Annotated in this window: 12 protein-coding genes; 4 read left to right on the top strand and 8 right to left on the bottom strand. The window is 62.3% G+C overall.

Translation table 11 applies throughout. The features are described from left to right. Positions 1–21: 21 nt before the first annotated feature. Positions 22–2,031, top strand: a complete 2,010-nt coding sequence (locus tag QD408_RS23090; protein WP_414140896.1) for a response regulator — start codon at positions 22–24, stop codon at positions 2,029–2,031. On the opposite strand, the gene mobB is transcribed toward QD408_RS23090, so the two are convergent. Genes mobB through QD408_RS23075 form a run of 3 tightly spaced genes read right to left on the bottom strand, consistent with a single transcriptional unit; the run spans position 2,028 to position 4,111 of the window. Continuing rightward, positions 2,028–2,555: a molybdopterin-guanine dinucleotide biosynthesis protein B gene (gene mobB, locus QD408_RS23085; RefSeq protein ID WP_414140895.1), complete on the bottom strand. Its 528-nt coding sequence runs from the start codon at positions 2,553–2,555 to the stop codon at positions 2,028–2,030. The two genes, QD408_RS23090 and mobB, sit on opposite strands and share 4 nt — an antisense overlap. Then, positions 2,552–3,181: a molybdenum cofactor guanylyltransferase MobA gene (gene mobA, locus QD408_RS23080; protein WP_414140894.1), complete on the bottom strand. Its 630-nt coding sequence runs from the start codon at positions 3,179–3,181 to the stop codon at positions 2,552–2,554. Before mobA ends, mobB begins: the two co-directional genes overlap by 4 nt. Positions 3,182–3,202: 21 nt before the next feature. After that, positions 3,203–4,111 (bottom strand): DMT family transporter, encoded by a 909-nt coding sequence (locus QD408_RS23075; RefSeq protein WP_414140893.1) that lies wholly within the window; start codon positions 4,109–4,111, stop codon positions 3,203–3,205. A gap of 295 nt (positions 4,112–4,406) precedes the next feature. Here QD408_RS23075 and QD408_RS23070 point away from each other — a divergent pair, with 295 nt between their 5' ends. Next, positions 4,407–5,183, top strand: a complete 777-nt coding sequence (locus tag QD408_RS23070; RefSeq protein ID WP_414140892.1) for an SDR family oxidoreductase — start codon at positions 4,407–4,409, stop codon at positions 5,181–5,183. Positions 5,184–5,569: 386 nt separating this feature from the next. Here the strand turns inward: QD408_RS23070 and QD408_RS23065 are convergent, their stop codons facing one another. The 5 genes from QD408_RS23065 to QD408_RS23045 form a co-directional block, all read right to left on the bottom strand. Continuing rightward, positions 5,570–6,352, bottom strand: a complete 783-nt coding sequence (locus QD408_RS23065) for a glucose 1-dehydrogenase (RefSeq protein ID WP_414140891.1) — start codon at positions 6,350–6,352, stop codon at positions 5,570–5,572. Between the two features lie 187 nt (positions 6,353–6,539). Further along, positions 6,540–7,328: an SDR family oxidoreductase gene (locus tag QD408_RS23060; RefSeq protein WP_414140890.1), complete on the bottom strand. Its 789-nt coding sequence runs from the start codon at positions 7,326–7,328 to the stop codon at positions 6,540–6,542. A 22-nt stretch (positions 7,329–7,350) separates the two neighbouring features. Then, the gene (locus QD408_RS23055; RefSeq protein WP_088681117.1) at positions 7,351–8,829 is read right to left on the bottom strand and encodes a sugar ABC transporter ATP-binding protein; all 1,479 of its coding nucleotides are present in this window, start codon (positions 8,827–8,829) and stop codon (positions 7,351–7,353) included. A 28-nt stretch (positions 8,830–8,857) separates the two neighbouring features. Then, positions 8,858–9,787, bottom strand: coding sequence for a sugar ABC transporter substrate-binding protein (locus QD408_RS23050; RefSeq protein ID WP_088681118.1), 930 nt, complete (start codon positions 9,785–9,787; stop codon positions 8,858–8,860). A gap of 104 nt (positions 9,788–9,891) precedes the next feature. Further along, the gene (locus QD408_RS23045; RefSeq protein ID WP_088681119.1) at positions 9,892–10,872 is read right to left on the bottom strand and encodes an ABC transporter permease; all 981 of its coding nucleotides are present in this window, start codon (positions 10,870–10,872) and stop codon (positions 9,892–9,894) included. A 211-nt stretch (positions 10,873–11,083) separates the two neighbouring features. Between QD408_RS23045 and QD408_RS23040 the strand changes: the two genes are divergently transcribed. Together QD408_RS23040 and QD408_RS23035 are read left to right on the top strand one after the other, a co-directional pair. Further along, positions 11,084–11,893, top strand: coding sequence for a transketolase (locus tag QD408_RS23040; protein WP_184466527.1), 810 nt, complete (start codon positions 11,084–11,086; stop codon positions 11,891–11,893). Next, the gene (locus QD408_RS23035) at positions 11,893–12,849 is read left to right on the top strand and encodes a transketolase family protein (RefSeq protein ID WP_414140889.1); all 957 of its coding nucleotides are present in this window, start codon (positions 11,893–11,895) and stop codon (positions 12,847–12,849) included. Before QD408_RS23040 ends, QD408_RS23035 begins: the two co-directional genes overlap by 1 nt. Positions 12,850–12,890: the final 41 nt, after the last annotated feature.

Genomic DNA, 12,890 nt, shown 5'->3' with positions numbered 1-12,890 from the left:
CCCGCCGGCCGTGATGCCCTGGTGGCCATTTCCCTGGTCCAGGAGGCCGGTCTGACATCGGTTACCGCGCCCGACCTTCCGATGTTCTCCGCGTTGCTCGACGATGACATCGCGCTTTGTGTCCTGACCGAAGAGGCGGTTCGCTGGGGCGATTTAAAGCCGATCGCAGCCTGGGTTTCTACGCAACCGAGCTGGTCGGATCTACCGTTCATCGTTCTCACCACGCGGGGCGGCGGGCCTGAACGAAATCCGTCCGCCGCCAGGCTTTCCGAAGTGCTCGGAAATGTCACCTTCCTCGAACGGCCGTTCCATGCGACCTCGTTCGTCAGTATCGCCCGGACCGCATTAAAGGGACGTCTGCGTCAATACGAGGCGCGTAGCCAGCTCGATGCGCTCAGCGAAGGGGAGCGGCGGCTGCAAACGGCGCTTGCCGCGGGGCGTCTCGGTGCGTGGGAGCTGGAATTATCTTCCATGAGGCTGTTTGCCTCCGATACCTGCAAGGCCATCTTCGGCCGAGGGCCGGACGAAGAGTTTTCTTATGACGATCTGATGGCGAGCATTCATCCCGATGATCGCGGCCTCGTGGAAACGAGCCTGAACCGGACGCTTGATACCGGATGCGACTATTCGATCGAACACCGGACGATCTGGCCGGACGGGTCGCCGCATTGGGCAGAGGTGCGTGCGCAGCTCCATACGGACAGATACGGTTCGGCAAAAAAACTCGTCGGCGTTTCCTCCGATACCACAGCGCGAAAGACGAGCGAGGAGAACCTCAGGCGGCTCAATGAGCGCCTCGAAGAGCGGGTGAGGGAACGCACCAGTGAGGTCCATGCCGCCCATCAGAGCCTGCTCGAGGAGGTTGCCCAACGTGAAAAGGCCGAGGAGCAGCTTCGCCATTCGCAGAAGATGGAAGCGATCGGCCAACTGACCGGCGGCGTCGCACATGATTTCAACAATCTGCTAATGGTCGTTCTCGGAAATCTCGAACTGCTCGGCAAGCATGTGACGGGAGACCGGAAGGCGACGCGTCTGGTCGAAGGCGCCCTTCAGGGCGCCCGCCGCGGGGCGGCCCTGACGCAGCGTCTCCTGGCTTTCGCCAGGCGGCAGGATTTGCAGGTGAAGCCGGTCGATCTGACCGAGCTGGTTTCCGGCATGCACGATCTGTTGCGCCGCTCGGTCGGGTCGTCAGTCAGCATCGAGACGGTGTTTCCGCCGTCGCTTCCGCCGGCGCTGGTCGATGCCAACCAGGTCGAGCTGGCGCTGCTCAACCTTGCCGTCAATGCGCGCGATGCCATGCCGGAGGGAGGAGCTCTGTCGATATCGCTGCGCGAAGAGCAGGTCCTCCGCAGCGGCCGCGATCTCGATGCGGGTACCTACCTCGTTCTCGGCGTGACCGACAACGGCACCGGGATGGACGCGCAGACATTGAAGAAAGCCATCGATCCCTTCTTCTCGACCAAGGAACTCGGAAAGGGCACCGGCCTGGGCCTGTCGATGATCCATGGGCTTGCCGTTCAGCTCAATGGCGCGCTTCGCCTGACGAGCGAACTCGGAGTGGGAACGACTGCCGAATTGTGGCTTCCCGCGACCGAACGGCGTCCTGAAGAACCTATCGAAACCGAATTACCCCTTGCGCAAGCCGCATCGAAGCTGAAGATCCTGCTGGTCGACGACGATACCTTGATTGCGATGAGTTCCGTCGAGATGCTCGAAGATCTCGGCCATGAGGTCGTTGAAGCAAATTCGGGCGCGCAGGCGCTGGAGCTGGTCAGAAACGGCGGGCATTTCGATGTGATGATTACCGACTATTCGATGCCCGGCATGACTGGTGCGCAGCTCGCCCAGGCGGTGCGGGCCATTCGGCCGGCGCTGCCGATCGTGCTGGCAACGGGTTATGCCGATCTGCCTGCCGGCGCCGAGGTCGATCTTCCGAGGTTGGCAAAACCCTACAACCAGGCCCAGCTTGCGAAGGAAATTCTCAAAGCCTTGGCGAGCGAGACGGATCTGCCTCTCAAATCGGCCAGCTAGTGGTTTCCGAGCCGAGGCTCAAGACCGACGATCTCTGCGATGAAGTCGGCGATGGCGGTGGTGTCGTCGAGGTCGAAGACGGGCAGGGCGGTGTCCGTGACGGGATGGTCGGCCGCTATCGCTGCGATGTGGGAATCATCCGGGGCGAGCGGCGTGCGATTTGCCGCTTCGAGACGGCGAGCCTCGATCTTCGGGATCGGCTCACGCTTGTAGCCCTCGATCAGGACGAGATCGCAGGGGGCAAGCCGGGCGAGAATCTCCTCGAAGGCGGGTTCGGGAGCGCCGCGCAATTCGTGCATGATGGCGTAGCGGGTGCCGGAGACGATGGTGACTTCGTGGGCGCCGGCCTGGCGGTGGCGGTAGCTGTCGGCGCCGACCTTGTCGATGTCGAAATCATGATGGGCGTGCTTGATCGTCGAGATCCTGTAGCCGCGGCGGGTGAATTCGGTCACCAGCCGGACGGCGAGGCCCGTCTTGCCCGAGTTCTTCCAGCCGGCGATGCCGAAGACTTTTGGTGCCGTCATGTGCGAAGGGCCTCCAGCCAGCGTTCCGCCTCGGCGAGGTCGTCGGGCGTGTTGATGTTGAAGAAAGGGTCGAGCAGGCTGGCGCGGGTCGGATGCAGCGGGAATGCCACTTCCGTAACGTCATGCCGCAAGAGGAAGTCGCGCACTCGGCGCTTTTCGTCGGTGGCGATCCAGGCTTCGAGATCGGCGGCGAGTGTCACCGGCCAGAGACCGAAGACCGGGTGGCTGCGGCCTTCGGAGGCGGCAATGGCGATCTGCGACGGACGTTCGATAGCGGCCGCCAGCCGGGCGACGAGATCGGCGGGGAAGAACGGGCAATCCACCGAGACGGTGACGACATGGGTGACGGAGGCAAGGCCGGCGGCATAAACCATTGCCGCGTGGATGCCGGCCATCGGCCCGGCTTTACCGGCAATATGGTCGGGAACGACAGGCACGTTCCCGCTGGCGGCATCGGCATTGACGGCAACGGAAAGGACCTGCGGGGCGAGCCGGGCGAGCGCATGGCTGAGCAGGCTCTCGGGCCCGAGCATCACGCGGGCCTTGTCGCGGCCCATGCGCTGCGAGCGGCCGCCGGCGAGCACGACGCCCGCTATGCCGGATCTGTCCAACGGGAACTCAGCCATCATCCTGCCTCTCAACCTTCGTCACACCGGCGCGCGCGGCTCGGATTCCTGCGCGATGGGCGCAACGTGGCGCTTGGCCTCACGATAGAACGTATAGAGGCCGGAAGCGATGACGATTGCAGCGCCCAGGAGCGTCCAGCTGTCCGGCACTTCGGCGAAGAAGAAAAAGCCGAGCAGAGAGGAGAAGATCAGGCTCGTATAGCGGAAAGGCGCCACGAAGGAGATTTCTCCGGTGCGCATGGCAAGGATGACCGACTGGTAGCCGACGAGCACCAGCACCGAGGCGAGCAGGAGATGACCGAGCGATGTAAAGCTGACCGGCTGCCAGCCTCCGAGTACCGGGATGAGCAACGCGCCGAAGAAGGAGATGGAGATCGCGGTGATGACGGTGATCATCAGCGAAGGAATCTCCGGGTCGATCGACCGGGTGGCGAGATCGCGGCCGGCCGTCGTCAGCACCGCGCCGACGCAGAGGAGAGCGGCGGCGGTGAATCCATCGGGGCCGGGGCGGATGATGATCATCACCCCGACGAGGCCAACTGTTATCGCCGACCAGCGCCGCCAGCCGACAGGTTCGCGGAAGAAGAGGGCGGCGCCGAAAGTGACGACCAGCGGCAGCGACTGCAGGATCGCCGAGGCATTGGCGATCGGCATCATGCCGAGCGCGGTGATGTAGGTGACGGCGGAGAACATTTCGCAGACGATGCGCAGCAGGATGATCGGCTTCAGTATGATGCGCCAGGAGCGCAGCGCTCCCATCTTCCGGGCAATCAGATAGACGAGCAGGCTGGTGAAGAGGCCGCGCAGAAACATGATCTCGCCGGCATTCATATAGGCGATCACCGATTTGGAGAGTGCGTCGCTGGAGGAAAAGCCGGCCATCGCCAAGCTCATATAGATGGCGCCCTCAGTATTGCGTGACCGCGGCATGAAGAGATTCCCTTTACCTGTGCGTCCCTTCTTAGTCGGGAAGATACATGAAGGGAATCGAATGAATGTCACACCCGGGATAAATCGATGGTGCGGCGCACAAAGCTCCTGACGTTACGGCAGGTGCGCGTGTGAAAACCACGGCAAATGACCATTTTATCTTGTGATTCTGGCATTTCGTATGCGTCCGAGGCGATCTGCCATCGGGCCTTTTGTTTTTGCGCGCGGGAAACGGGTGGCTGCATCGGCTGATGTTTGAGATTTGAGATGCCTCAACAACTGAGGAGAAACGGACATGACACTTCTGAAGAACAAGGTCGCGATCGTCACCGGCGCAAGCTCGGGCATCGGCCGCGCAGCCGCGAAGGTCTTTGCACGGCAAGGTGCGAAGGTGGTGATCAACGGCCGGCGGCAGGATGCGCTCGACGCCGTCGTCGCCGAAATCGAGGCGGAGGGCGGAGAGGCCGTCGCCGTTGCCGGCGATGTCAGGGACGAGGCGCTGCAGGCAAGGCTGGTCGAGACAGCAGTCTCGCGTTTCGGCAGGCTCGACATCGCCTTCAACAATGCCGGCGTCCTTGGTGAGATGGGGCCGGTTGCCGGATTGTCGGTGGAGGGCTGGCGCGAGACGATCGAGACCAATCTGACGGCCTCCTTTCTCGGCGCCAAGCACCAGTCGGCGGCGATGGAAAAAGGCGGTGGGTCGCTGATCTTCACCTCCACCTTCGTCGGCTACACCGCGGGCATGCCTGGGATGGGCGCTTATGCGGCGAGCAAGGCGGGCTTGATCGGTTTCGTGCAGGTGCTCGCCGCCGAGCTGGCCTCGCGCAACATTCGCGTTAACGCGCTTCTGCCCGGCGGCACCGATACGCCTGCCAGCATCACCAACGCGCCGGATGCAACGGCGGAAGTGCTTGCCTTCGTCAACGGACTGCATGCGCTGAAACGCATGGCGCAGCCGGAAGAGATCGCCAATGCGGCGTTGTTTCTGGCGTCGGATCTGTCGAGTTTCGTAACGGGGACGGCGATGCTGGCGGATGGTGGGGTTTCGATCAGCCGGACGTATGGTTGGTGAGGGGGCGCATTTTGTCTTGGCTTTCGTTCACCCAAGCCAAGCAATGAAGGGTGTGCCGTGTGGCCCCCTCATCTGCCTGCCGGCATCGACCGGGGCGAGCCACGGGTCTGGCCCGTCCTTCGGACCCCCGCTGGGGAGAAGCGGAAACGCGGCGGCGCCTCGCTCCATTTGAGACGTTGCAATAGGTGTGGCTACCGTGCGTCTTGCTCCCCCTTCGCCCCAGCGGGGGTCCGAAGGACGGGCCAGACCCGTGGCTCGACCCCGGTTGATGCCCGGCAGGGCAGATGAGGGGGGTGAGGAGCGTCAGCGACGAGCGCCTTGAGCGGCAAGCGAAAGGCAAATGACGTCAAGGTTCCGTCCAATTTCAGTGCCGCCACCCTTCACGCCTACGACATAATCAACCCGCCATCGACATTGATCGTCTGGCCGGTGATGTAAGCGGCGTCGTCGCTGGCGAGGAAAGTTACCAGGCCGGCGACGTCCTCGCCGGAGCCGGCGCGTTTCATCGGGATGCCCTCGACCCATTCCTTCATCAGTTCGCCGGGGCCGTAATTGCCGAGCAGTTTGCCCCAGGCCTGGTCGTTATAGGCCCACATGTCGGTCTCGATGATGCCGGGGCAGAAGGCGTTGACGGTGATGTTTTCGGTCGCGACTTCCTTCGCCAGGCTTTGGGTGATGCCGACGACGCCCATTTTCGAGGCGGCGTAATGCGGGGTGTAGATGAAGCCGTCGCGGGCCTGGCCGGAGGCGGTATTGATGATGCGGCCGCCGCGCTTGTGCTTGCGCATTCTTGCAATGGCCTCCTGGGCGCAGAGGAAGACGCCCTTGGTATTGACCGCCATGACCTTGTCCCACTCGTTTTCCGTCAGGTCCTCGACGCGGGCGATGGTGATGACGCCGGCATTCTGGATCGAGACGTCGACCGCGCCGAATTCCTTTTCGGCCGCATCGTAGAGCGCGATGACGCTCGCCTTGTCGGTGACATCGCCGATAAAGGAGATCGCCTTGCCGCCTTCAGCACGGATCTGTTCGGCAACGCCGTGGACCAGGTCCTCATTGGCGGAGACGACGAGATTGGCGCCTTCGCGGGCAAAGCGCCTGGCGATGGCAGCGCCGATGCCGCGGCTGCCCCCGGTGATGACGACGGTCTTTTGCTCAAAGCGTTTCATGCTCTTTCCTCGTCTCCTGAAATAAACAGCAAATCTCGGCGCAACCGCCCGTTCGATCGGCGGGAAGGGCGGGCAGACGGCGATATCGCACGCCGTCATGCCCGTTACCCTCCAGCGCCTCGGTCTCAGCCAGGGAGGAGGCGAGACCGTTCATTTTCCAGCGGCCGGCAATGAGCCTTCTCAGGCATCACCAGCAGCAGAAGCCGCCGTCGACGAGAAGATCGACGCCGGTCACGAAACTTGCCGCATTCGACAGCAGGAACACGGCCGGCCCCACCATCTCGTCGACCGTCGCCATGCGCTGCATCGGCGTCTGCTCTTCGAAGAGCTTGGTCTGGTGGACCATCTCCGGACGGGTGTTCATTGGCGTTGCCGTGTATCCGGGGGAGATGGTGTTGACGCGAATGCCGCGGCCGACCCATTCCATGGCCAAAGACTTCGACATGTGGATGACGCCCGCCTTGGAGGCGTTGTAATGCGCCTGGCTCAGCCCGCGGTTGACGATCACGCCGGACATGGAGGCGATGTTGACGATGGAGCCGCGTCCATTCTTCAGCATGGCGCGGGCTTCGGCCTGGCAGGAGAGGAATATGCCTTTGAGGTTGATATCCATCAGCGTCTGATACTGATCCTCCTCCATCTCCTCCGCCGGGTTGGCGTTGGCGATGCCGGCAGCGTTTACGGCGAGCGTCAGCGCGCCAAGATCGGCTTCGGTGCGTGCCACGGCATCTGCCAGGGAGGTTTTGCTCGTGACGTCGGCTGCGATCTCGATCGAGCGGCGGCCGGCGGCGCGGATATGTTCGGCTGTCCTCGCCAGTCCGTCGTCGGTCCGGCGGTCGAGCAGGGCGACGTCGGCGCCGCATTGCGCAAGGCCGATGGCGATGCGCTGCCCGATGCCGCTTCCGGCGCCGGTGACGATGGCGACTTGGCCGCTGAGATCGAAAAGCTTCGGGGCGTTCAGAGTGATGTCGGACACCGCTCTTCCTTTCTCTGTCTGTTTAGATAGTAGCCAGTTCCATGACCGAAACGTCATTGGCCTGGTCACGGTTGAGGATCCCCGCCTGCTTGCCTTGCGCAAGCACGAGAATGCGATTGGAGACGCCGAGAACTTCCTCGAGGTCCGAGCTCACGACGATGACCGCTACGCCCTGTTTGGCAAGATTGACGATGATGTCGTAGATGCCGGCGCGGGCGCCGACGTCGATGCCTCTCGTCGGTTCGTCGAGCACGACGACCTTGGGATCGCGCATCAGCCACTTGGCGATCACGACCTTCTGCTGGTTGCCGCCTGATAGGTCCGAGGCGTACTGCTCGGCACGGCCCTTGACGCCGAACTTGGCCACTGCCTTTTCCGCAAAGGAGCGCTTGATGCGCGGTGTGATCCAGCCACGGCCGAGCTTGTCGAGATTGGCGTAGACAATGTTCTCGCTGATCCGGTGGCCGACGATCAGGCCCTGTTCCTTGCGGTCCTCCGGAACCATCACGATACCTCTGGCGATCGCGTCCGCCGGATCGCGCAGCCTGAGTTCCTCGCCTTCGAGCTTGATCGAACCGGCACTGATCGGATCTGCTCCCGAAATCGCCCGCACCAGTTCGGTGCGGCCGGCGCCGACCAGCCCGGCGATGCCGAGAATTTCTCCGGCCCGCACCTCGAAGGTGACGTCACGGAACGAGTCGTCCGGCGAGCTCAGGCCGGACACTTGAAGGACCGGACGGTCCGTCGGAACGGGCAGGGCGGGGAACAGGCGGTCAAGCGGGCGCCCGACCATGCTCTCGACGATCGTTCGAACCGGGGTCGCGCTGTCTGAGAATTCCTGCACCCGTTCGCCATCGCGAAGAACGACGATGCGGTCGGTGATCTGCTTGATCTCTTCCATGCGGTGGGAAATGTAGACGATGCCGACGCCTTCCGAGCGAAGCTTGCGAACCTGCTCGAACAGAGCTTCCGTCTCCGCGCCGCCAAGGGCGGCTGTCGGTTCATCGAGGATCAGGAGCTTTGCGTTGAGCGCCAGCGCCTTGGCGATTTCGATGAGTTGCTGATTGGCCGTGGAAAGGCCGGCGACCTTCCGCGTTGCGGGTATGTGAAGGTTCAGGCGGGCGAGCTGATCCTGGGCCCGGCGAACCATTTGGGCGCGGTCGACGACGCCGTTCTTCATCGGCCAGCGTCCGATGAAGACGTTTTCGGCGACCGAGAGCTGCGGCAGAAGCTGCAGCTCCTGGTGGATCAGGACGACACCCTTGTCGATCGCTTCCCTTGGGGTGGCCGGGGCATAAGGCTGCCCCAGCCATGTCATCGATCCTTCGGAGGGCGTGCGGGACCCGGCGATGATGCCCGACAGCGTCGACTTGCCCGCTCCGTTTTCACCGAGAAGGGCAACCACTTCGCCGGGATAGACGTCCAGGCTGACATCCTTCAGAACCTGGAGCGGTCCATACCACTTGGATATGCCTCTCAGGGAAAGAACGGGATCAGTCACGGCACACCTCCTCAAGACCTCAACGTTATCAGGGATGGTTGGCGATGAAGCCTGCCACGTTTTCCTTGGTGGTCAGCGTGGCATCCATGAGCTGGACCGGAGGCACCTTTTCGCCGGCGACAAGCTTGGCGGCATTTTCAACCGCGTCGCGGCCCATCTTCTGCGTCTGCTGCGTCGCCGTGACGTTGAAGACGCCCTTGCTGAGGGCTTCGAGCGCTGCCGTATCGCCATCGAAGCCGCCGACCACGATCTTCTGCGAGGGATTGGCGACCTTGATCGCCTGTGCGGCGCCGAGTGCGAGGCCGTCGGCCTGGGCGAACACGATCGAAACGTCAGGGTTTGCCTGCAGCATGTTCTGCATGATCTGGAAGCCTTCGTCCTGGCTCCAGATGTTGGAGAACTGCTCGGCGACGACCTTCACGTCAGGATATGCCTTCAGGGATTCACCGCAGCCCTTCGAGCGATCGACTTCCGGCGTCGTGCCCTTCTGGCCGTGGATGATGACCATCTTACCCTTGCCGCCGGCTTCCTTCAGGATGTAATCGCACACGGCCTTGGCGGAGGCGACGGAATCCGTTGCAAGGAACGTATCGCCCGGTGCTCCCTCGGCGTTGCGGTCGACGTTGACGACCGGGATGCCGGCGCTTTTCGCGAGCTTGACCGGAACGCTTGCAGCGGCCGCACCTGCCGGGATGTAGATCAGCGCATCGATTTTCTGGGTCAGAAGATCCTGGATCTGGTTGACCTGCGTCGGCCCGTCGCCCTTTGCGTCGACCGTGATGACTTCGATGCCGCGCTTCTTTGCTTCGGCCTCGACCGATTGCTTGATCTGGTTGAAGAAGTTTGCCTGAAGGTTGGCAACGGCGAGGCCGAGCTTCTTCAGTTCCGCCGCGTGTACGGGGCCGAGCATGAGGCCGAGCAGTGCAGCAGACGCGAGCATGGTGCGCGCAATTTTCATTGTAGTTCCTCCGTTGTTGATAGCACCCTCGGGTATGTCCTCCCCCTTGGGTTATTGATCCGCCCCGATCTTGCGGGGCGGAATTCCGGGTCCGCCAGCGCGCATCAGGCGCGACGCCGACGAATGGTCTCCGCGCCGACCGCAAGCACGATGACGATGCCGATGATCACCTGCTGAAGAAACGGCGAGACGTTGAGAAGGTTGAGGCCGTTGCGAAGCACGCCGATGATGAGAACGCCGATCAGCGTCCCGCCGATGCCGCCCGCGCCGCCGGAGAGGGAAGTTCCGCCGATGACGACCGCGGCGATGGTATCCAGCTCATAGCCGAGACCGCTGGACGGCTGAACGGAATCCAGCCGGGCGGCGAGCACGACGCCCGCGAGCCCCGCAAGGACGGCACTCACGACATAGACGCTGATCGTCACGAGCGGGACGTTGATGCCGGCAAGGCGCGCGACTTCGGAATTTCCGCCCACCGCATAGAGCATGCGCCCCTCGGACCGGAAGTGCAGGAAAAGCCAGGCCGCAAGAACCACCGCAAGCATCAGAAAGACCGTGGCTGTGATGACGCCGAAATGGCGATCGATCGCCAGCATCATGAACCAGTCGGGGAAGCCGACGATCTGCTGGCCGTCGGTGATCATGTTCGCAACGCCGCGGGCGGCCGACATCATCGCAAGAGTGGCGATAAAGGCCGGAACCCTGAATTGTGTCACCAGAAGCCCGACGATCAGGCCTGATACCGCCGAGGCGATCAGCGCAAAGACGATGCCGACGGGCAGGGGCAGGCCGGCGACGTTGGCGGTCCAGCCCATGACCATCATCGCGAGCGCGAGGGCCGAGCCGACGGAGAGATCGATGCCGCCGATCAGGATGACGAAGGTCATTCCCACAGCCATGATGCCGAGAACGGTGATCTGGTCGAGGATGTTGAGGCCGTTTCGAACCGAAAGAAACGTGTCCGTGCTGAGGCTCAGAAAGACGCAGAGCGCAAGCAGTCCCACGAGCGGGCCGGTAGCTCCCTTGAGCTTGCCGAGCCAGGCGCCGGACGAAAGCCTGTGTTCATTGATATCGAGCGCCACCATTGCTCCTCCCTATGCTTAGGCTTGTATCCGATATTCGTTCAGGTGAGAATAAATATTCATGCCTGCTGGAAAATTCATTAACAACTTGCTTTCCGGCTGTCAACAAGATTTCCGGCGGCCTATGTTCCTGGCGGCCTTGCCAAGGGGCTTGACTAATCGGTTTGTTGTGCAAAAATATTGAATAGTGAATATTTATGCACACGAGGAGCCCATGGATACGACAGAACTTGAGCGCATCGCCCGCGAGATCCGATTGCGCGATCTCCAGGCGGTCTTTGAAGCGGGCGCGGGCCATATTGGCGGGGAGATGTCGGTCATCGACATTTTGACGGCGCTCTATTTTCGTGTGCTGAAAGTCTGGCCGGATCAGCCCAAACATCCCGACCGCGACAGGTTCGTTCTGTCAAAGGGGCATACGGCATGCGCCCTCTATGTGACGCTCGCAAAACGCGGCTTCATTCCGGAGGAGGAGATTTCCACCTTCCTGCAGCCGCATTCGCGGCTGAACGGGCATCCGAATTGCAACAAGGTTCCCGGCGTCGAGACGAATACCGGGCCGCTCGGCCATGGTCTTCCGGTCGCAGTCGGAATGGCGAAAGCGGCCAAGCTCTCGGGTGCTAAATTTCACACCTATGTCGTCACCGGCGACGGTGAAATGCAGGAGGGTTCCAACTGGGAAGCGATCATGGCGGCCGCCCAGTTCAAGCTCGATAACTTGACGCTGGTCATCGATCACAACAGGTTTCAGCAGGGCGCGGCGCTGGCCGAAACCAATGATCTCGCCCCGCTGCGCCCGAAGCTCGAAGCCTTCGATTGGGAAGTCACCGAGATCAACGGCAACACGATGAGCGAAGTCGTTCCTGCACTCGAACACCGGGGGGCAAGGCCGCATTGCATCGTCGCCCATACCAACAAGGGCCATGGAATCTCGTTCATGCAGGACCGGGTCGAATGGCATCATAAGGTGCCGAGCAAAGAACAATACGAAATCGCATTGGCAGAATTGTCGGAGGCACTGTGATGAACGCTCCAGTAAACCCACCCAAGCTCCACGATTGCCGCGACGCATTCGCTGCTACGCTCGAGCGGCTGGCCGCTGAAAACGAAACGATCGTCGCCGTCTGCAACGACTCCGTCGGTTCCTCCAAGCTCGGCGGCTTCAAGTCGAAATTTCCCGAACGCCTCGTCAATGTCGGCATCGCGGAGCAGAATATGGTCGGCGTCGGAGCGGGCCTCGCCAATGGCGGACGGCTTCCATTCGTCTGCGCCGCCGCTCCGTTTCTCACCGGGCGGTCGCTGGAGCAGATCAAGGCCGACATTTCCTATTCGAATGCCAACGTCAAGCTGGTGGGCATCTCCTCCGGCATGGCCTATGGCGAACTTGGTCCGACCCATCACTCGATCGAAGATTTCGCCTGGACGCGGGTTCTGCCCAATCTTCCGGTCATCGCGCCGTGTGACCGCATCGAAACCGCCGCTGCCGTTGCCTGGGCCGCGAGTTATGACGGGCCGTGTTTCCTGCGCCTGTCACGGGTCGGCGTGCCGGACCTGCTTCCGGAAGGCCATAAGTTCGAACTCGGCAAGGCGAATCTCCTTCGGCAGGGGTCCGACGTCACGCTCATCGCCAACGGCACTTTGACGCATCGCATTCTGAAGGCGGCCGAAATCCTCGCTGAGCGCGGCATCAATGCCAGGGTGCTCAATCTCGCGACGGTTCGTCCCATCGACGAGGAGGCTATCATCACTGCTGCCAGGGAAACCGGAGCGATCGTCACAGCCGAAGAGCATTCGATCTTTGGCGGGCTCGGCTCAGCCGTCGCCGAAGTGGTGGTCGACAATGCCCCGGTGCCGATGAAACGTCTCGGCGTTCCCGGCGTCTATGCCCCCACAGGTTCGGCAGAGTTCCTGCTCGACGAATTCGGGATGGCGCCGTCCGCAATCGCCGACGCCGCGCAGGCGCTGATCAAGCGCAAGTAATGGGATCATGGCGGCTGATACGCTTTTGCCGTTTCGGCCGT

It is taken from the genome of Rhizobium sp. BR 249, assembly GCF_047445895.1.
In the GTDB taxonomy this organism is placed as follows: domain Bacteria; phylum Pseudomonadota; class Alphaproteobacteria; order Rhizobiales; family Rhizobiaceae; genus Rhizobium.
Note: the sequence above shows the minus strand (reverse complement) of the source record. Positions and strands in the feature narration are given on the sequence as shown.